The sequence below is a fragment of the Clostridium sp. CX1 genome (genome assembly GCF_025398335.1).
Classification (GTDB): Bacteria; Bacillota; Clostridia; order Clostridiales; family Clostridiaceae; genus Clostridium_AM; species Clostridium_AM tanneri.
Genome location: NZ_JAODOO010000007.1, coordinates 25,913 through 45,448, shown reverse-complemented (window position 1 = coordinate 45,448; position 19,536 = coordinate 25,913). Strand labels below are relative to the sequence as shown.

Genomic DNA, 19,536 nt, shown 5'->3' with positions numbered 1-19,536 from the left:
TATGATTAAAGACATTATAAAAGTTTCTGATGAAAAAATGAATAAAACAATTACTGTTTTAAAAAAAGAATTGGCTTCAATGAAAGCGGGAAGAGCAAACCCTGCAATGCTAGATAAAATAGAAGCAGAGTATTACGGAACAATGACACCACTAAATCAATTAGGCAACATATCTATTCCAGAGCCAAGAATACTTGCTATTCAGCCATGGGATAAAGGTGCCTTTAAATCTATTGAAAAAGCAATTTTAAAATCAGACCTTGGAATAAACCCATCCAGTGATGGTGAGATAATAAGACTTATTATACCAGAGCTAACAGAAGAAACAAGAAAAAACTTAGTGAAAAACGTTAAAAAAACTGGTGAAGAATCCAAGGTTGCTATTAGAGCAATAAGAAGAGACTGTAACGATAAAATTAAAGCTCTAAAGAAAGAAAATGAAGTATCTGAAGATGAAATGAAAAAGGCAGAAGAAGATATTCAAAAGAGAACTGATAGCTTCATTAAAGAAATAGATAAATTACTTGAAGCTAAAGAAAAAGAAATTATGTCAATATAACTTATCTAAACCTGCGGATTCGCAGGTTTTTGTTAATACATAAATCATTAAGATATAACCTAATCACAATTATGAATGGAGAATGGCGTATGTTAAAATTTTTTAGTTCAAAAAAAAGCAATGAAGATTTTGAGCATATACATATTGACATGGATAATATACCGAAACATATAGCTATTATCATGGATGGTAATGGGAGATGGGCTAAAGAAAGAAAGTTACCAAGAACTATGGGACATAAGGCAGGAGTAGAAACTATAAGAGATATTGTAAAGGAATGCAGTAAGTTAGGTGTAAAGTATTTAACCCTATATGCGTTTTCTACAGAAAATTGGCGGAGACCAAATGAAGAAGTTAATGCACTTATGAATCTTCTAGTTCAGTATTTAAGGAAAGAATTTAAAGAGCTAAACGACAATAATGTTGTTATTAATCATATTGGAGATATATCAAAATTACCTGTACTCTGTCAACAGGAACTGCTAGAGGCCTATAATAATACTAAAGATAACAGGGGTTTAGTTCTAAATCTAGCTTTAAATTACGGTGGGAGAGATGAACTAATAAGGGCTTTCAAAACAATTTGTAAAGATATAAAGGACGGCAAAATTAGTGAAGAAAATATTAATGAAAAAATGGTGTCGGATTATTTATATACAGTAAATATGCCAGATCCAGATTTAATAATAAGGCCTAGCGGAGAGCAAAGAATAAGTAATTTTTTATTATGGCAATGTGCTTATTCAGAATTTTGGTATTCAAATATAAAATGGCCAGATTTCAAGGTAGAACACCTTCATAAGGCTATTCACGATTACCAAAGCAGGGATAGAAGATTTGGGAATGTTAAGTAACAAGTAAAATTGGAGAATTAAAATTTGCCATTAATTTTTCTCCTAAAGTGGGTAAATATTTTGCTTATGTTAAGGTGAAAATTATAGAATATAAGCAAAGGAATAAAATGAAAGCTTAGGAGATGATAAGATGAACAGTAGGTATGTAGGGGCATTGATATTGGCGCCCTTTATTGTCTTCCTATTTATAGGAGGAGTATACTTAAAATATGCTATAATGCTTTTATCCTTAGTAGGTATGCATGAATTTTACAAAGTTTTAAAAGAAAAAAACATAAATGCAATAAGCTGGGCGGGATATATACTTTGTATAATATATTATTTAACGCTAAATAAAGAAGCTAATTTTGAAATGTTATTTTTCTTTTTGATTATTACGGTTTTTATAATCATGTGCGTTCCGGTATTGGACATAGAGTATAATTTTATTGACATAGGAACTACCTTACTTGGATTCTTTTATGTAGCTATATTTTTTAGTTTCATTGTTTTGGTTAATAATAAAGTCTATGGAAACTATTTAGTTTGGCTTATATTTATTTCCTCATGGTTCTGTGATACTGCTGCCTATTATGCTGGCAGAGCCTTTGGAAAGAGAAAATTATGTCCTAAAGTAAGTCCGAAGAAGACTGTGGAAGGTTCTATTGGCGGGATGTTAGGCAGCATGATAGCCTGTGGAGTATTAGGAGCTGTGGTTATATCAAAGGGGATATCCATTCCAATGTATCACTTTTTTATTATAGGAGCAGTTTGTGGAGTTTTCTGCCAGTTTGGAGATTTAGCTGCTTCTTCAATAAAGCGCTATGTGGGAGTGAAAGATTATAGTAAGTTAATTCCAGGTCATGGAGGAATTCTAGACAGATTTGATAGTATACTTTTCGCATCTGTAGTCGTATATTACTATTTGACATTTATTGTAGGGATGTAATGCTACAAATTAAAATGAGGATTTAGAGTAGTTTAAAATTACTTTAAATCCTCATTTTAATTTAAGCTCTAATGGGCAGCAATTTTTAATCTTTATCACTTAATTATGGTTATGATAAACTAATATTTATATATAGTATTTTATCCTATAATAATATATAATCATATCTATGAATATAATATTATTATAGAGCACTTGTTTTATGGGGATAGGGTACTTGAATGCAGTATATTTAAAATATAAGAAAATAGGATATTGTTTCACTGTTCTAATAGTATTTATAATCTTTACGCTTTTAATAAAATATTATTTTAAGCCTTTTTTTATTATAATAGTTACTATTTTTTTCTCCCTGCCAATACAAAACATATTAAGTAAGAATAATTTATTTAATAATAAGGTAAATGCTTTGATAAGTATAATAGTCGTCAATAGTTTGTTTTTTATGGCTGTACTGTTTATTGGCAACTTTATATATCAAGCTGTCAATTCCTTTCTTAGAGATTTCACAGACTTAGCTTTAAGCATACAAAACACTCTAGAAACAGTAAGTAAAGTAACTAATATAAACTTAAATGAGCTAAAAAACAGCTTGGTGAATGGATATGGAAATATTGTAAATAGTAATTTTATAAAAAAAGGGGCTGCATACACTACTGATAGCTTATTTGCATACTTTATAGGGAATATGACTGCTTACTTTATTTTAGTAGATAAATATGATATAGTTAATCGTATCAAAAAACTAATGCCTCAGGGCAAAGCTTATTTAGTTAAAAATAAGTTAGAAGATATAAATAAGGTATTTAGGGTAGAAGCAGCATTAGTTTTAGTTACAACTATAGAAACTATCCTTGGTTTCATGATACTTAATATCAAAAACTTCATACCTCTCGGTATCTTATGTGGTATTTTTGATATATTACCTTACGTAGGAACAATAATGATATTTCTGCCACTAATTTTTTATAAAATGCTTATTAAAGAATATGTAATAGCTTTTGGGTTAACTTGTCTATATGCATTACTTGTGGTTAATAGACAAATATTAGAGACTAAATTCATTAGTGACAGACTTGCAGTTCACCCGTTATTTATTATATTGTCTCTTTATATAGGTATTAAGGTTTTTGGTATTATAGGCATGTTCGTAGGACCACTATATGTAATTACTGTAAAGGAAATACTGACAAACTGAAGCTTGCAGAGAATTAGGAGATGTTAAGATGAAAAGAATTACTATACTTGGAGCTACAGGCTCAATAGGAACGCAGACTCTTGAGGTGATAAGAAAAGAAAGAGAAAAATTTCACCTAGTTGCTGTCTCCGCAAATAATAGTTGTAAAAAGATAATTGGTATAATAAATGAGTTTAATCCCAGCTATGCTGTACTAAGTAACGAGAAGGCTTATGAAGAAGTAAGAGATTATTGTGTAAACAATAACCTCAAAACAAAAATTTTACTTGGAATGGAAGGATTAAATACTATATCAACTCTTCCAGAGGTAGATGTTGTTGTGACTTCTGTAGTAGGAATGATAGGTTTAGTTCCTACGCTTAAGGCAATTGAAGCTGGAAAGGATATAGCTTTGGCAAATAAAGAGACTTTGGTAGTTGCTGGAAAGCTAGTTATATCTGAAGCAGAAAAATATAATGTGAAGATACTTCCTGTAGATTCAGAACATAGTGCAATTTTCCAGTGCCTACAGGGTAATAAAAGAGAAGATGTAAGAGAGCTATTACTAACTGCTTCTGGAGGTCCTTTTAGAGGAAAAAAAAGGGAAGAACTTTTACAGGTTACTGTTGAGGAAGCATTAAAGCATCCAAGATGGGACATGGGAAAAAAGATATCTATTGACTCAGCTACTCTTATGAATAAAGGACTTGAGGTTATAGAGGCACATTGGCTGTTTGATGTAGACTATGATAATATTAAGGTAGTAGTTCATCCGCAGAGTGTTATACATTCCATGGTTGAATATAAAGATGGAAGTGTTGTAGCTCAACTTGGAAGTACTGATATGAAGCTTCCTATTCAATACGCTCTTAATTATCCTGATAGAGAAGAAGCGGTTGTAGCTAAGTTGGACTTTTACGATATGGAGAATCTAACCTTTGAAAAACCAGACTTAGAGACCTTTAAGCCTCTTAAACTTGCTTATAAGGCTGGAAAAATTGGTGGTACCATGCCTGCCATATTAAATGCTGCCAATGAGGCTGCAGTAGAATTATTTCTATCTAAAAGAATTAAATTCTTAGATATAGGTAATATATTAGAGGAATGCATGAGTCGTTTTGAGGTTATTGATAATTATAGCTTAGAGGACATACTAAATATAGATAAAGAAGTTAAACAGTATGTTATAAACAAATTTGGTGCAGATAGATAAATTAATAGACAAAAAATAACTTAACATAGTTAGGAGGAATATTATTTGTATATTGTATGGGCGATTATAGCTTTTGGAGTTTTAGTTATAATTCATGAACTTGGTCATTTCACTTTGGCAAAATTAAATGGAATTAAGGTGGAAGAATTTGCTATAGGCATGGGTCCAAAGCTTTTTGGAATAAAAGGAAAGGAAACTACATACTCAATTAAGCTTCTTCCTATAGGTGGATATGTAAAAATGCTTGGAGATGAGGGAGAGAGTTCAGACCCTAGGGCCTTTAATAATAAAAAGCCTCTTCAAAAGTTAAGTGTAGTTATTGCAGGACCTATAATGAATTTTATTCTTGGAATAGTTCTTTTTGCAGTTATAGCTGGACTTAGAGGATATTTATCTCCGGTAGTTGACAAGGTAGTTCCTAATCAACCTGCTGCTGTTATGGGTATACAGGCGGGAGACAAGATAACTAAAGTTAACAACTCAAAGGTTTCAACCTGGGAAGACTTTGTTACAGGTGTATATGTTTCCTCCGGAAGTCCCTTAGATATAACCTATGTAAGGGATAACAAAGTCAATAATGTTAGAGTTGTACCGGTAAAAGATCCTAAGGAAAACAGATATATAGTTGGAATTTACCCTACAATGGTAGAAAAGCCAACTGTTTCTCAATCTATAGCCTACGGATTTAGAGAAACTAACTCTTTAGTTAAGCAAACTTTAGGTTTCTTTAAAACTCTCTTTAAAGGAAAAGCTTCTGCAAGTGATGTAGGAGGACCTTTAACTATAATAAAGGTTTCTGGTGCAGCAGCTAAAGCAGGTATTTTAAGTCTTGCTGCCTTTGCAGCTTATATTAGTATTCAACTAGCAATATTCAATATTATACCTTTTCCAGCCTTAGATGGAGGGTATATACTGTTATTTTTATTTGAAATTATTACTGGTAAAAAGGTTGATGATAACAAGGTAGGAGTTATAAACTATATAGGGTTTGCTATATTGATGACTCTTATGGTATTAGTCACTATTAAAGATATTTTATATCCTATTAAGATTTAGATGAAGTGAAGATAGGTATTAGTGAGAAATAATATAAACTTGGGAATTGGAGAGAGGAAATTTAAAATAAAGGATTATCTTTCTTTTGTGGAAAGAAAGTTTACTTATTTTAACTTTATATTTTCAATTCCCAATTTCTGCAAAGGGGTTGTAACAAGTGAGTAGAGTTAAAACTAAAAAAATTAAAGTGGGAAATACATACATAGGTGGCGATGCACCAGTTACTGTTCAGTCTATGACTAATACAGATACTAGAAATTCAGAAGCTACTGTTGCTCAAATTGTTCAGCTTCAAGAAGCTGGTTGTCATATAATTAGGTGCGCGGTGCCAGATATGAGTGCTTGTGAATCTATAAAGGAAATAGTGAAACACATAAACATTCCATTAGTAGCAGACATCCATTTTGATTATAGATTAGCACTAAAATCCATTGAAAATGGGGTATCTGCACTTAGGATAAACCCAGGAAACATTGGTAGTATAGAAAAAGTGAGAGAAGTAGCTAAGGCTGCAAAAGATAGGGGGATTCCTATAAGAATAGGAGTTAACTCTGGTTCTCTTAAGAAAAATATATTAGAAAAGTACGGCAGAGTGTGTCCGGAAGCGCTAGTAGAAAGTGCCTTAGAACACGTTAGAATTCTAGAAAATGTTAACTTTGATGATATTGTTCTATCAATAAAATCCTCTAATGTTCAGCAGATGATAGAAAGTTACAGAATGATTTCTAAAGAAGTAAACTATCCACTTCATTTAGGGGTCACTGAGGCTGGAACTATTTGGAGGGGAACTATTAAATCTAGTATAGGTATAGGAACCCTATTGGCGGAAGGTATAGGTGATACTATAAGAGTATCCTTAACTGGTAACCCAGTAGAAGAAGTTAGAGTAGGACGAGAAATTTTAAAAACCTTTTGCTATATAAATGAAGGGGTAGAATTTATTTCATGCCCTACCTGCGGAAGAACTGAAATAGATTTAATAAGCATAGCAGAAGAGGTGGAAAAAAGACTTGTAAACTATAATAAAAATATAAAGGTAGCTGTAATGGGATGTGTAGTAAATGGACCAGGAGAAGCTAGAGAAGCAGATATAGGAATAGCTGGTGGCAGAGGAGAAGGTCTTATTTTTAAGAAAGGTGAAATAGTTAAAAAGGTAAAAGAGGAAGAATTAGTAGATGAACTAATTGAACAAATAAAAAGTATGTAGTAAATAGAAAAATTAGGGGTTAAGAATTAAAAGTGGAGAGGATATAAGTAGAATGATGAATGAACTTCATTCAATGGGCAATAATATAACTAAGAAGGATAAAAAAGTTTAATCTAGATTACTTTATAGGCTTCTAAAGACTAATTAGTTACCTCTCTCTAATCCATGGCTTTGTTAATATGCTAACTTTTTCTTGAAATAACCATTCTAGTATGTTAAAATAGCTTTAGTGAATCTACAGAAGTTTATGAAACAGGGAGGAGTGGGTTTGAGCCCGCTCTTTCTATTTTTAAAAAACGCAGCGAAAGTTGCGTTTTTAAATTAGCCTGATATTTTATGCAATGTTCTTGTAATAAGTCATTTTTTTATTCAAAGTTGCAGAATATATACATATATAGATAAGGAGGTAATAGTGATGAGTAAAGATGCTTTAATTGATAAACTTATAGATTTAGTAGGACCTATAGTAACAGAATTAAATTATGAATTATATCATCTAGAGTTTGTAAGAGAAGGAAATGAAAACTATTTTAGAATATACATTGATAAAGAAAATGGCGGTATATCACTAGAGGATTGTGAGAAGGTAAGTAGGGCTGTAAGCGATATGCTTGACGTTGAAGATCCTATAAGTGAAGGTTATTATTTAGAAGTCTCTTCACCAGGAATAGAAAGAATACTTTACACAGATAAACATTTAGAAAGATATATTGGATCTAATATTTTAGTAAAGTTATCTGGCATTCTAAATGGTAAGAAAAAGTTTGAAGGACAATTGTTAGGCTTTAGCTCTGAAGAATTGAGAATTAAAAGTGAGGAAGAAGAAATTTCTATTCCAAGACATAAAGTCTCAAGGGTGAGTTTGAAAGGCGAACTTTAAGGGAGGGTATATTAGGAAATGAATCAGGAATTTATAGAAGCCTTAAAAGAAATAGTTAAGGAAAAAGGTATCAGCGAGGACCTACTATTTACTACTATAGAAGATGCTTTAGTTGCTGCCTATAAGAAAAACTATGCAAATCATGGTGGAAATAACCAAAATGTTAAGGTTACAATGAATAGAGAGAATGGTGAAATTCATGTTTACTCTCAAAAGAAGGTAGTAGAAGAAGTTTTTGATGAAGTAAATGAAATAAGCCTTGAAGAAGCAAAAGATATAGATCCGAATTATGACATAGAGGATATAGTAAGTATAGAGGTAACTCCTAAAAAGTTCGGTAGAGTTGCAGCACAGGCAGCAAAACAGGTAGTAATTCAAAGAATAAAAGAAGAAGAAAGAAGAATTATATACAGTGATTTTGCTGAAAAAGAAGATGATATAATTACAGGAACTATTATAAGAAAAGATAAAAACAATGTATTAGTAGACTTAGGAAAAACTGAAGCAGTACTTGGTCCTAATGAACAAATGCCAGGAGAGAGATATATTTTCAACGATAAAATAAAGTTATATATTGTAGAAGTTAAAAATGGTACCAAAGGTGCACAAATTGTAATTTCTAGAACTCATCCAGGGCTTATTAAGAGATTATTTGAGCTTGAGGTGCCAGAAATATTTGATGGTACAGTTGAAATTAAATCTGTGGCTAGAGAAGCAGGGTCTAGAACTAAAATAGCTGTAGCTTCTAATGATGAAAATGTAGATCCAATGGGAGCTTGTGTAGGTCCTAAAGGGGTAAGAGTACAGAATATTGTGAATGAACTTAAAAATGAAAAGATAGACATTATTAAGTGGAGCAAGTTACCAGAGGACTATATTGCTAACGCATTAAGCCCAGCAAAGGTGTTAGACGTAACTTTAGATGAAAACAATAAGTTTGCTCAGGTTATAGTAGACGATAACCAGCTTTCCCTAGCAATAGGTAAGGAAGGTCAAAACGTAAGATTAGCTGCAAAATTAACTGGTTGGAAAATTGATATTAAAAGTAAGTCACAGGCTGAAAAAGAAGGAAAAATATCAGAAGAACCTAAGTTAGAAAATGATGTTGATCTAATATTAGAAGATAATGATATTGATCTAATGTTAGAAGATGATGAAAACATCTAACTTTAGATGGGGTGGTGTTTAATATGAAAGTGAAAAAAGTACCACAGAGAATGTGCACAGGGTGCATGGAAATGAAACCTAAAAAAGAACTCATAAGAGTAGTAAGAACTAAAGAGGGAGAGCTTTCTGTAGACCTAACAGGAAAGAAAAATGGTAGAGGGGCCTATATATGTAGAAACCTTGAATGCTTAGAAAAAGCCTTTAAAGCAAAAAGACTTCAAAGAAACCTAGAAGTGAGCATAAGTGATGAAATTTATAATAGATTAAAGGAAGAAATTCAAGATGATAGATAAGTTTCTTCAGTTTCTAGGTTTAACTAAGCGTGCAGGAAAGCTCCAAGAAGGTTATAATAAATGTGAGGATGCCATAAAAAGGAATAACATTCATCTTATAGTTATGTCATCAGATGCTTCAGAAAATACAGTGGATAAATTTTTATTATACGGTGATAGATATAAAGTACCTATTTTACGCGGATACAGTAAAGAAGAACTAGGTGGTGCACTAGGATTGCCAGAAATAAAAATTTTAGGTGTTTCAGATAAGAAAATGAGTGAACGGCTACTCCATTTATGGAAGGAAAAAGAAGAACTTTAGTTTCGGGGGTGAATGATTTGTCAAAAATAAGAGTTTATGAACTAGCTAAGGAACTAGAAATATCAAGTAAGGACTTAATTGCTATTTTGCAAGAGGAGTTTAGCATTGAAGTGAAGAATCACATGAGCGTAATTGAAGAAGAAGATGCTGAATTGATAAAAGAACTTTTTTCAGAAAAAGCAAAGGATAGCAAGGAAGAGAAAGAAACATCAAGCGAAGACATAAAAGAAAAATATGAGCATTTAGTAGTAGATGCTTCTAAAAAGAGCCGTAAGAAAAATAAAGGCAAAAATAATAGGAATGATGATGGTGATGGTGTGAGAGAAACAAATGATAACAATGTTGAAGAAAAAATAATAGAAATGGACGAAACAATTACAGTAAAAGAATTATCTGAAAAGTTAGGAAAGTCCTCTACAGAGGTTATAAAACAGTTAATATTTATGGGCGTAATGGCTGCTATAAACCAAGAAATAGACTTTGAAACTGCTGAAAAGTTAGCAGAAAAGTTTGAGGCACTAGTAGTTAAAAAAGAAGCAGAAGTTGATACAGACGAAGAACTAGAAGACGATGAAATAGAAGACACTAATTTACAAAAGAGACCTCCAGTAATAACTGTTATGGGTCACGTTGACCACGGTAAAACTTCATTGCTAGACGCTATAAGAAAAGCAAAGGTTACTGAAACAGAAGCTGGTGGAATCACTCAGCATATTGGTGCTTATACTGTAAATATCAATGGAGAGACAATTACTTTCCTAGATACACCAGGACACGAAGCCTTTACTGCTATGAGAGCAAGAGGTGCTCAGATTACAGATATAGTTATTCTAGTTGTTGCTGCAGATGACGGAATAATGCCTCAAACTGCAGAAGCTATAAATCACTGTAAAGCAGCTAATGTTCCAATGATAGTTGCTATAAACAAAATTGATAGAGCAGGAGCAAATCCAGATAAAGTTAAGCAAGAATTAACTGAGTATGGATTAATAGCAGAAGATTGGGGTGGAGATACTATAACTGTACCAGTATCTGCACATACTAAAGAAGGAATAGATACTTTACTTGAAATGGTTCTTTTAACAGCAGAAATGCAAGAGTTACAAGCTAATCCTAACAGAAACTCAAGAGGAACAGTAGTAGAGTCTAAGTTAGATAAAGGAAGAGGACCTGTAGCTACACTACTTGTTCAAAATGGTACACTGCATGTAGGAGATTCTATAATAGTAGGAACAACTTATGGAAGAATCAGAGCAATGTTTGATGATAAAGGAAAGAAGATAAAATCAGCTGGACCTTCTATACCAGTTGAGATACTTGGACTTTCAGAAGTACCGGCAGCAGGTGATAGATTCCATGAAGTTAAGGATGAAAAGACTGCAAGAGAAATGGCAGAAAAGAGAAAAGATAAGGTAAGAGAAGAATACTTACAATCAACACATAAGGTTTCATTAGAAGACTTATATAGCCAAATAAAAGAAGGAAAAGTAAAAGAGTTAAACATAATTGTTAAAGCAGATGTTCAAGGTTCTATAGAGGCTTTAAAACAATCACTTCAAAAGTTATCTAACGATGAAGTTAAGGTTAGAGTTATACATGGAGCAGTTGGTGCTATAACAGAAACAGATGTTACTCTTGCTGCTGCATCAAATGCTGTAGTTATAGGCTTTAATGTTAGACCTGATGGTAATGCTGTTTCAGCAGCAGAAAAAGAAGCTGTAGATATAAAGACTTATAGAATTATATATAATGCAATTGATGATATTAAAGCTGCAATGGTGGGAATGCTAGAACCTGAATACAAGGAAGTAGTTCTTGGAAAAGCTGAGATAAGACAGACATATAAAATATCTAATGTAGGTACTATAGCAGGATGTTATGTATTAGATGGAAAGCTTACAAGAAACAGCAGTGTGAGAGTAATAAGAGATGGTATAGTAATATTCGAATCTCAGTTATCCTCTCTAAAGAGATTTAAGGATGATGCAAAGGAAGTTGCAGCAGGTTATGAGTGTGGACTTTCAATTGAGAAATTTAATGATATAAAAGAAGGCGACATAGTAGAGGCTTATACTATGGAAGAAATAAAGAAAAAAGAACTATAGGATAAATATATATAGCACAGCTTATGCGAACGTGGGGTGAGAATTTATGGCTAAATATAGAAATAATAGAATAAATGAAGAAATAAGAAAAGAAATAAGCAATATAATTCGTGATGATATAAAAGATCCTAGAATTAGTGCTATGATCAGTGTTACTAGAGTAGACGTAACAAAAGATCTTAGATATGCTAAAGTATATGTTAGTCTTTTTGGAAATGATGAATCTAAGAAAAACACTTTAGACGCACTAAGAAGTTCTTCTGGTTTCATAAGAAGAGAAATTGGTCACAGAGTGAATTTAAGATATACGCCGGAAATACTGGTTGAGCTGGACAATAGCATAGAGCAAGGTATGCACATAGATGCCCTTTTACATCAGATAAAGGAGAAAGAGCATCATGATAATGAATGATATTCTAAAAAAAATAAAGGAAAGTAATAGAATTGCTATTACTTTCCATACATCACCAGATGGAGATTCACTAGGAACTTCTTTAGCTTTGCTGCAGGGACTTCGCAAAAAAGGTAAAGAAGTTTATATACTTTCTAAGGAGGAAATCCCTGAAAGCTTCAGATTCTTACCTTGCTCTGAACTAATAGATGGCAAAAACACTAAAGTATCAGTAGACACCGAATGTGTCATAGTCTTGGATTGTGGAGATAGGAAAAGAATAAATGCAGAGTTAAACTTAGATGACAGAGAGTATACGCTGATAAATATTGATCATCATATGACCAATGAGTTATATGGAGATTTAAACTATGTTGATACTAATGCGTCTGCCATGGCTGAAATTGTCTATCAAATGCTTCGCATTATGGGAATCGAAATAGATAAAGATATGGCTAAGTGTCTCTATACATCCCTAATTACAGATACAGGGTCCTTTAAGTATTCAGGAACAACTTCAGTTACTCATACTATAGCTGGTGATTTAATTAATGTAGGAATTGACTTCAGTGAAATTCATAGAAGAGTATTTGATAACAAAAAAATTGAGAGAATCAAACTCTATGGTAAGGCAATCGAAAAGTTACAATTAGTAAATGATAAAATATGTATTCTTATAATTACAAAAGAAATGCTTTCTGAACTCGGAGTAGATGAAGATACTGACACTTCTGATATTATAAATATTGGAATGCAGATAGACTCGGTAGAAACCACTGCTCTTATAAAGGAAAAAGATAATGGTGTTAAGATAAGCTTGAGAGCAAAATCTATAGTAGATGTAAGAAAGATAGCGGAAAAATTCGACGGTGGTGGACACGTAAGAGCTTCTGGTCTAGCTATGGAAAATAAAACTGTAGAAGAAGCTAAAACCTTAATAATTAAGGAATTAGAAGAAGCATTACAGTAATAGAGTGGGCTTTTATCAATTTAGCCTATACCTAGCAAAATTATTTAATAGCCTCATATAGTTAATCTTTAATATAAAGGTTAACAATGTGAGGCTAGGCTACTATATAAAATTTTGGAAGAAGTGTTGATGAATATGGATGGAATATTGAATATTAATAAGCCTACGGGGATGTCATCCTTTGATGTTGTAAGGAAAGTAAAAAATATAGCTAAGACCAAAAAAGTAGGGCATACCGGTACCCTTGACCCAGAGGCATCTGGAGTTCTACCAATCTGTATAGGACGTGCAACTAAACTTGTAGACTATATAATGAATGATTATAAGATTTACAAGGTAGAGTTAAAGCTTGGTATTACTACTGATACCTATGACAGAGAAGGACAAATTCTTAAAACTAAAGAGGTTAATTTGCCTATTGAAGAAGTAGAAGACTGTATCAAAAGTTTTCAAGGAGAAATAGATCAGATTCCTCCCATGTATTCTGCTTTAAAGGTAAATGGTGAAAGACTATATTCCTTGGCAAGAAAAGGTATAGAGATAGAGAGAAAACCTAGAAAAATTAGTATATATGATATAGAAATACTTGAAATGAATTTACCCAATATAAACTTTTTAGTTAAATGTTCTAAAGGTACATATATAAGAAGTCTTTGTTATGATATTGGAGAAAAGTTAAATTGCGGGGGAACTATGTGGAACCTTCAAAGGGTTCAAACAGGGAATTTTAGTATTTCTGATTCTGTAGAACTTGAAGAATTGAGTAACGATAACATTCAGGGGTATTTAATTTCTATGGATAAAGCTTTAGAAAGTTATCCTAAGATTATTGTAGATGAGAGATATGAAAAACTAATATTTAATGGTGTTACCATAAAAGATCCTAATATGCTGGATAAAATAGAGAAGGATAAGTTATACAGAGTATATATAGAAGAAAATGAGTTTATTGGAATTGGAAAAAAGAGTGACTTTGGATTTAAAATGGAAAAATTATTAGTTCAGAGGTAGTTGAATATGGTCATAATTGAAGATAGCTTTAAACAACGTTTTGAAGAAGATACCTATATCGCTTTAGGAAGTTTCGACGGACTTCATATAGGACATATGAGTCTTATCAATAAGACTATCAAGTTGGCTAAAAAGAATAACGCAAAAAGTATGATTTTTACCTTTAAAAATCATCCGCTAATGACAATAAACACAGAATTAGCACCTAAACTTATTATGGATAATAATTCTAAGATAAATGTATTAAAAAGTCTAGGTGTGGATATAATTAACATGGTAGACTTTAATAAAGACTTCATGAAAATGACTCCAGAAGATTTTGTAATTAACTTGGTAAGCAGTTACAAAGCCAAAGGAATAATCGTTGGATTTAACTATAGATTTGGATATAAAAATCAAGGTGATGTGGAACTATTGAAGAAAATGAGTAAGAATCTTGGCTTTACTGTTCAAGTAATAGATCCTGTAAAGTCTAAGGGGAATATAGTAAGTAGCTCATTTATAAGAAACATCATTTCTGATGAAGGAGATATCAAAAAAGCTAATAAACTTCTTACAAGGCCTTTTATGATAGAAGGCGCAGTTGTAAAGGGAAAACAGCTTGGTAGAACTTTAGGATTTCCTACTGTAAATCTTGACTATGATAAGAAATTTCTTCTTCCAAGAGGAGGAGTTTATTATACTGTAGTTGAATATAAAAAAAGAATGTTTAAAGGAATAACAGATGTAGGATACAATCCAACAACAGAAGATAATAAACTTAGTATTGAAACTCATATATTAGACTTCAATGAAAATATCTATGGTGAAAAAATTAAGGTGTATTTTTTAGAAAGAATGAGAGAAGAGAAAAAGTTTAATTCGCTAAATGAATTAGTGGAACAGCTAAAAAAGGATAAGCTTTATGCAGCTAAACAAAAGTTAGAAATTAGTTTTAAAAATTAATTTACAATTTAATTTTTATTTGTTATAATTACATTCGTGATCCTTATGCTAAGAATTCCGACATGCCGACGGATTTCTTGGGATATAGGGGATTTAACAATTGGAGGTGTCTATTAATGGAAAAGGCAGTTAAAAACGAAATAATGCAAAAATATGCAAGACATGAGGGAGATACTGGATCTCCAGAAGTGCAAATAGCACTACTTACTCAAAGAATCAATCACTTAAATGATCACTTAAAGGTTCATAAAAAAGACCACCACTCAAGAAGAGGTCTTTTAATGATGGTTGGTAAAAGAAGAGGTCTTTTAAACTATCTTATGGCTCAAGATATTGAAAGATATCGTGCGATTATTCAACAATTAAACTTAAGAAAATAATTTTAGAGCGGCTAAAAACCGCTCTATTATTTTAAAAAAAATAAATGGAATAAAAATACAATTTTTATAATGTATAATACATAAAAATATTAAAAATTATCTATTTAAGTTGTATAATAATATTGATAAATATTGATAATAATATTGTAACCTGTGAAAGGAGGTTAATTTATGAGTCAAGTTATGGAAACTACTGTTGCCGGAAGGACTTTGAAGGTTGAGCATGGTAAGGTTGGTATGCTTTCAAATTCTGCTGTACTTGTAAGTTACGGTGATACAGTGATTCTTGTTAATGCAAATGCTTCAGATAAGCCAAGGGAAGGGGTAGATTTTTTCCCTTTAAGCATAGAGTATGAGGAAAGATTATATGCTGTAGGTAAGATACCAGGTGGATTTATAAAAAGGGAGGGAAAACCTTCAGAAAAAGCTATCTTACATGCAAGAGCAATTGACAGACCGATAAGACCATTATTCCCTAAAGGATATAGAAATGACGTTCAAGTAGTTTGTACTGTAGTGTCAGTAGAACAAGATAATGCACCAGATATATTAGCTATAAATGGAGCATCAATAGCTTTATGCCTTTCTAGTATACCTTTTAATAATCCAGTAGCAGCTGTATCAGTTGGATTAATAGACGAAGAATTTATTATAAATCCAACCTTAGAGCAGAGAGAAAAGAGTACTTTAAATCTAACTGTATGTGCAACTAAAGAAAGAGTTATGATGGTAGAAGCTGGTGGAGATGAAATACCTGAAGATGTAATGTATGAAGGTATTATGTTTGGTTTTGAGGAATGTAAAAAAATTGTAGCATTTCAAGAAGAAGTTATGACAAAGTTAGGAAAAGAAAAGTCAATAGTAGAACTATATAAAGTAGATGAAGCTATAGAAAAAGATGTTAGAGACTTTGCATTTAATATGATAAAAGAAGCTATGTACATAACAGATAAAGACCAAAGAAATGAAGCTATGGATTCCGTAAAGGAAAAAGTTAGTGGAGAATTTAGTGAGAAATACCCAGAAAATGGTGCTGACATAGCGGATATCATATATTCAATCCAAAAAGAAATAGTTAGGAATATGCTTTTAAATGAACATAGAAGACCAGATGGCAGAGGCTTTGAGGAAGTAAGACCTATTAGTTGTGATGTTGCTCTTCTTCCAAGAACACATGGTACTGGTTTATTCACAAGAGGTTTAACTCAGGTAATGACTGTGGCAACTTTGGGAGCTCTAGGAGATGTTCAAATTTTAGATGGTTTAGGCTCAGAAGAATTTAAAAGATATATGCATCACTATAACTTCCCATCTTATAGTGTAGGAGAAGTAAGACCTTTAAGAGGACCAGGAAGAAGAGAAATTGGTCATGGTGCCTTAGCTGAAAAAGCTTTAGAGCCATTGATACCAAATGAGGAAGAATTCCCATATACTATAAGACTTGTATCAGAAGTATTAAGTTCAAATGGTTCAACTTCACAGGCAAGTGTATGTGCTAGTACGTTAGCTCTTCTAGATGCGGGAGTTCCAATTAAAAGACCAGCAGCAGGAATCGCTATGGGACTTATTACAAGTGAAGATTTATCTAAAGAAGAAGTAATAACAGATATACAAGGCATAGAAGACTTCTTTGGCGATATGGACTTTAAAGTTGCTGGAACAGAGGTTGGAATTACAGCTATTCAATTTGACACAAAAATAAAAGGATTATCTAATGACTGTATTAAAAAGTCACTAGAAGGTGCAAAAAAAGCTAGATTACACATATTACAGAAAATGAATGAATGTATTTCTCAGCCAAGAGAGGAATTATCAAAATATGCACCAAAAACTTACACGATGAGTATTGATCCAGATAAGATTAGAGATGTAATCGGACCAGGTGGAAAGGTGATTAATAAGATAATAGCCGAAACTGGAGTTAAAATCGATATAAAAGAAGATGGAAAGATATTTGTAATGTCTGATGACAGTGTATGTGCTAAGAGAGCTTTAAAAATTATTGATGATTTAACTAGAGAAGTTAAAGTGGGAGAAATATACTTAGGAAAAGTTACAAAGATAACTACCTTTGGAGCTTTTGTTGAGATACTTCCAGGTAAAGAAGGTCTAGTGCATATATCAAAACTTGATTTTGCAAGAGTAAATAAAGTTGAAGATATCGTTTCCGTTGGAGATGAAATACTAGTTAAGGTAACAGAAATAGATAACCAAGGTAGAGTTAATCTTTCTAGAAAAGATGCTATAAAAGACTCAGAAGAAAAAGAGACAACAGAACAGTAAAAATAGAAGGGCATTATAGTGCCTTTTTATTTTTGTATATTATAGCTTACAATAGTGTATACTTATAGAAAACATAGAAAATACCATGCTTTTGAGAACTTAATAAACAGTAGAAAGTATATACAGATAAAAAATAAATTTCTGAGGAGGCTCTAATGTATAACTTATTTAAATTAAATAATGGGTTAAGAGTGGTTGTTGAGAATATAGAATATGTGAATTCGGTAAGTGTAGGATTATGGGTGAAAAATGGATCAAGAAATGAGGATAAAAATAACAACGGAATATCTCATTTCATAGAACATATGTTTTTTAAGGGTACAAAAAATAGATCAGCTCTTCAGATAGCTGAATGCATTGAAGATGTAGGTGGACAGATAAATGCCTTTACAGGTAAAGAGGCAACTTGTTTCTATATTAGGGCTTTAGATTCTCACTTGGATCTTGCCCTAGATGTAATTTCAGATATGCTTTTTAATAGCAAGTTTTTAGAGGAAGATATAGAAAAAGAAAAAAGTGTAATTACTGAAGAGATAAATATGAGTGAAGATTCACCGGAGGATGTACTTTCTGACCTTCATAGTACTGCTATATGGGGAGAAGCCTCAATATCTCTGCCTATATTAGGAACAGAAAAAACGGTGAAATCTTTTACTAGAGAGCAGATTTTAGATTATATAAATTCTTACTATATACCTGAGAATTCTGTTATATCCATATCAGGAAAATTTGATATGGGAAGTATCGAAAAACTGGTAGAAAAGTATTTTGGAAACTGGAACAGTACTGATAAAAGAGTGACAGAATATTCAAAACCTAAACTTCTAAGTAACAACTTATTCAAGAAAAAGAGTATAGAACAGCTTCATATAAGCTTGGCAATGCCAGGAATAGAAACAGGAAATGAAGACATATATACATTGTTGCTTTTAAGCAACGTACTTGGAGGAGGAGCATCTTCTATACTTTTTCAAAAAATAAGGGAAGAAAAAGGTTTGTGCTACTCCATTTACTCCTATATTTCAGCCTTCGTAAATACAGGAGTAGTAAGCGTTTATACAAGTCTTAATCCTAAATATGCAGTGGATGCTATAAGTATGATAAAAGATGAAATTAATAAATTTGTGAAAAATAGCATAAGTGATGAAAAGTTGATTAAATCAAAAGAGCAATTAAAGGGAAGCTATTTTCTGGGGTTAGAGAGTACTAGCAGTAGAATGTTTAGCAATGGAAAATCTGTATTGTTCCTAAACAGAATAAATACACCAGAAGATTTGATGGAAAAAATAAATAAAATAGATAGAAATAAATTAGATGATGTTATGCAGAAAACCTTTTGTCATGGTATAATAAATTCAGCCTTTGTTGGAGAAAGTGTGGATATGGCTATTGTAGATAATATACTTGAAAAGGAAAAAGTGGCTTTTGAAAACATAAAAAATAAATCTATATAGGATGCAGTAATAACTCCTTAATATTATTCATAATATGTAAGTGAACGGATAGATAATATTAAGGAGGTATAATTAATGAATGAAAATATCAAATTATATAGTGAAATGGAAAAGTATGAAATAATAAATGTAAATGACGGAGATAAATTCAACTGCTTAGGTAATAACGATATAGTAATTGATGAAGATGGGAATTTAAAACTCTTAATTTTAAACGATAGTAAATCAAAGTTTGGATTCTTTGCAAAAAATGAATTTATCGAAGTGCCTTGGGAATACGTGAAAAAGATTGGATCCAAGACTATAATATTTGATGCAGAGGAAAAAATGTTAAAGAGATCTCGTTAACACATTAGGGT

At 32.0% G+C, this 19,536-nt stretch carries 20 protein-coding genes; all 20 read left to right on the top strand.

Translation table 11 applies throughout. The features are described 5' to 3' along the window. The first annotated feature begins 1 nt into the window (after position 1). Positions 2-559 (top strand): ribosome recycling factor, encoded by a 558-nt coding sequence (frr, locus tag N4T77_RS09460; RefSeq protein ID WP_261671536.1) that lies wholly within the window; start codon positions 2-4, stop codon positions 557-559. 89 nt (positions 560-648) lie between these two features. Next, positions 649-1,413, top strand: a complete 765-nt coding sequence (locus N4T77_RS09455; RefSeq protein ID WP_261671535.1) for an isoprenyl transferase — start codon at positions 649-651, stop codon at positions 1,411-1,413. A gap of 130 nt (positions 1,414-1,543) precedes the next feature. Beyond that, on the top strand, positions 1,544-2,341 hold the full coding sequence (locus N4T77_RS09450; RefSeq protein WP_261671534.1) for a phosphatidate cytidylyltransferase: 798 nt from the start codon (positions 1,544-1,546) through the stop codon (positions 2,339-2,341). A 202-nt stretch (positions 2,342-2,543) separates the two neighbouring features. Further along, positions 2,544-3,539 (top strand): AI-2E family transporter, encoded by a 996-nt coding sequence (locus tag N4T77_RS09445; RefSeq protein ID WP_261671533.1) that lies wholly within the window; start codon positions 2,544-2,546, stop codon positions 3,537-3,539. A gap of 28 nt (positions 3,540-3,567) precedes the next feature. Continuing rightward, positions 3,568-4,731, top strand: a complete 1,164-nt coding sequence (gene dxr / locus N4T77_RS09440) for a 1-deoxy-D-xylulose-5-phosphate reductoisomerase (protein WP_261671532.1) — start codon at positions 3,568-3,570, stop codon at positions 4,729-4,731. A gap of 45 nt (positions 4,732-4,776) precedes the next feature. After that, complete coding sequence (gene rseP / locus N4T77_RS09435) at positions 4,777-5,787, top strand: RIP metalloprotease RseP (RefSeq protein ID WP_261671531.1); 1,011 nt, start codon at positions 4,777-4,779, stop codon at positions 5,785-5,787. 157 nt (positions 5,788-5,944) lie between these two features. After that, a complete protein-coding gene (ispG, locus tag N4T77_RS09430; RefSeq protein ID WP_261671530.1) occupies positions 5,945-6,994 on the top strand; it encodes a flavodoxin-dependent (E)-4-hydroxy-3-methylbut-2-enyl-diphosphate synthase in 1,050 nt (349 codons plus the stop codon). Between the two features lie 415 nt (positions 6,995-7,409). After that, positions 7,410-7,874, top strand: a complete 465-nt coding sequence (rimP, locus tag N4T77_RS09425) for a ribosome maturation factor RimP (RefSeq protein WP_261671529.1) — start codon at positions 7,410-7,412, stop codon at positions 7,872-7,874. 18 nt (positions 7,875-7,892) lie between these two features. Further along, positions 7,893-9,041 carry a transcription termination factor NusA gene (nusA, locus tag N4T77_RS09420; protein WP_261671528.1) on the top strand — a complete coding sequence of 383 codons (1,149 nt, stop codon included), beginning with the start codon at positions 7,893-7,895 and terminating at the stop codon, positions 9,039-9,041. Positions 9,042-9,064: 23 nt separating this feature from the next. Continuing rightward, on the top strand, positions 9,065-9,334 hold the full coding sequence (gene rnpM / locus N4T77_RS09415) for an RNase P modulator RnpM (RefSeq protein ID WP_261671527.1): 270 nt from the start codon (positions 9,065-9,067) through the stop codon (positions 9,332-9,334). Further along, complete coding sequence (locus N4T77_RS09410) at positions 9,324-9,638, top strand: ribosomal L7Ae/L30e/S12e/Gadd45 family protein (protein WP_261671526.1); 315 nt, start codon at positions 9,324-9,326, stop codon at positions 9,636-9,638. The genes rnpM and N4T77_RS09410 overlap by 11 nt, the downstream gene beginning before the upstream one ends. A 17-nt stretch (positions 9,639-9,655) precedes the next feature. Beyond that, positions 9,656-11,743, top strand: coding sequence for a translation initiation factor IF-2 (gene infB / locus N4T77_RS09405; protein WP_261671525.1), 2,088 nt, complete (start codon positions 9,656-9,658; stop codon positions 11,741-11,743). Positions 11,744-11,789: 46 nt separating this feature from the next. Then, the gene (rbfA, locus tag N4T77_RS09400) at positions 11,790-12,155 is read left to right on the top strand and encodes a 30S ribosome-binding factor RbfA (RefSeq protein ID WP_261671524.1); all 366 of its coding nucleotides are present in this window, start codon (positions 11,790-11,792) and stop codon (positions 12,153-12,155) included. Further along, the gene (locus N4T77_RS09395) at positions 12,142-13,104 is read left to right on the top strand and encodes a bifunctional oligoribonuclease/PAP phosphatase NrnA (protein ID WP_261671523.1); all 963 of its coding nucleotides are present in this window, start codon (positions 12,142-12,144) and stop codon (positions 13,102-13,104) included. Before rbfA ends, N4T77_RS09395 begins: the two co-directional genes overlap by 14 nt. A gap of 135 nt (positions 13,105-13,239) precedes the next feature. Further along, positions 13,240-14,115, top strand: a complete 876-nt coding sequence (gene truB, locus N4T77_RS09390) for a tRNA pseudouridine(55) synthase TruB (protein ID WP_261671694.1) — start codon at positions 13,240-13,242, stop codon at positions 14,113-14,115. 6 nt (positions 14,116-14,121) lie between these two features. Further along, positions 14,122-15,060 carry a bifunctional riboflavin kinase/FAD synthetase gene (locus N4T77_RS09385; RefSeq protein ID WP_261671522.1) on the top strand — a complete coding sequence of 313 codons (939 nt, stop codon included), beginning with the start codon at positions 14,122-14,124 and terminating at the stop codon, positions 15,058-15,060. 116 nt (positions 15,061-15,176) lie between these two features. Then, entirely contained in the window at positions 15,177-15,440 is a 264-nt protein-coding gene (rpsO, locus tag N4T77_RS09380; protein ID WP_261671521.1) for a 30S ribosomal protein S15, read from the top strand. A gap of 171 nt (positions 15,441-15,611) precedes the next feature. Continuing rightward, positions 15,612-17,723: a polyribonucleotide nucleotidyltransferase gene (locus N4T77_RS09375; RefSeq protein WP_261671520.1), complete on the top strand. Its 2,112-nt coding sequence runs from the start codon at positions 15,612-15,614 to the stop codon at positions 17,721-17,723. Positions 17,724-17,878: 155 nt separating this feature from the next. Beyond that, positions 17,879-19,177: a pitrilysin family protein gene (locus tag N4T77_RS09370; protein ID WP_261671519.1), complete on the top strand. Its 1,299-nt coding sequence runs from the start codon at positions 17,879-17,881 to the stop codon at positions 19,175-19,177. Between the two features lie 75 nt (positions 19,178-19,252). Then, the gene (locus N4T77_RS09365) at positions 19,253-19,525 is read left to right on the top strand and encodes a YlmC/YmxH family sporulation protein (protein ID WP_261671517.1); all 273 of its coding nucleotides are present in this window, start codon (positions 19,253-19,255) and stop codon (positions 19,523-19,525) included. The last annotated feature ends 11 nt before the right edge of the window (positions 19,526-19,536 follow it).

Excerpts from the sequence above, each read along its gene's own strand:
- frr (WP_261671536.1), top strand. The coding sequence starts at position 2 with ATGATTAAAGACATTATAAAAGTTTCTGATGAAAAAATGAATAAAACA.
- N4T77_RS09455 (WP_261671535.1), top strand. The coding sequence starts at position 649 with ATGTTAAAATTTTTTAGTTCAAAAAAAAGCAATGAAGATTTTGAGCAT.
- N4T77_RS09450 (WP_261671534.1), top strand. The coding sequence starts at position 1,544 with ATGAACAGTAGGTATGTAGGGGCATTGATATTGGCGCCCTTTATTGTC.
- N4T77_RS09445 (WP_261671533.1), top strand. The coding sequence starts at position 2,544 with ATGGGGATAGGGTACTTGAATGCAGTATATTTAAAATATAAGAAAATA.
- dxr (WP_261671532.1), top strand. The coding sequence starts at position 3,568 with ATGAAAAGAATTACTATACTTGGAGCTACAGGCTCAATAGGAACGCAG.
- rimP (WP_261671529.1), top strand. The coding sequence starts at position 7,410 with ATGAGTAAAGATGCTTTAATTGATAAACTTATAGATTTAGTAGGACCT.
- nusA (WP_261671528.1), top strand. The coding sequence starts at position 7,893 with ATGAATCAGGAATTTATAGAAGCCTTAAAAGAAATAGTTAAGGAAAAA.
- rnpM (WP_261671527.1), top strand. The coding sequence starts at position 9,065 with ATGAAAGTGAAAAAAGTACCACAGAGAATGTGCACAGGGTGCATGGAA.
- N4T77_RS09410 (WP_261671526.1), top strand. The coding sequence starts at position 9,324 with ATGATAGATAAGTTTCTTCAGTTTCTAGGTTTAACTAAGCGTGCAGGA.
- rbfA (WP_261671524.1), top strand. The coding sequence starts at position 11,790 with ATGGCTAAATATAGAAATAATAGAATAAATGAAGAAATAAGAAAAGAA.
- N4T77_RS09395 (WP_261671523.1), top strand. The coding sequence starts at position 12,142 with ATGATAATGAATGATATTCTAAAAAAAATAAAGGAAAGTAATAGAATT.
- truB (WP_261671694.1), top strand. The coding sequence starts at position 13,240 with ATGGATGGAATATTGAATATTAATAAGCCTACGGGGATGTCATCCTTT.
- N4T77_RS09385 (WP_261671522.1), top strand. The coding sequence starts at position 14,122 with ATGGTCATAATTGAAGATAGCTTTAAACAACGTTTTGAAGAAGATACC.
- rpsO (WP_261671521.1), top strand. The coding sequence starts at position 15,177 with ATGGAAAAGGCAGTTAAAAACGAAATAATGCAAAAATATGCAAGACAT.
- N4T77_RS09375 (WP_261671520.1), top strand. The coding sequence starts at position 15,612 with ATGAGTCAAGTTATGGAAACTACTGTTGCCGGAAGGACTTTGAAGGTT.
- N4T77_RS09370 (WP_261671519.1), top strand. The coding sequence starts at position 17,879 with ATGTATAACTTATTTAAATTAAATAATGGGTTAAGAGTGGTTGTTGAG.
- N4T77_RS09365 (WP_261671517.1), top strand. The coding sequence starts at position 19,253 with ATGAATGAAAATATCAAATTATATAGTGAAATGGAAAAGTATGAAATA.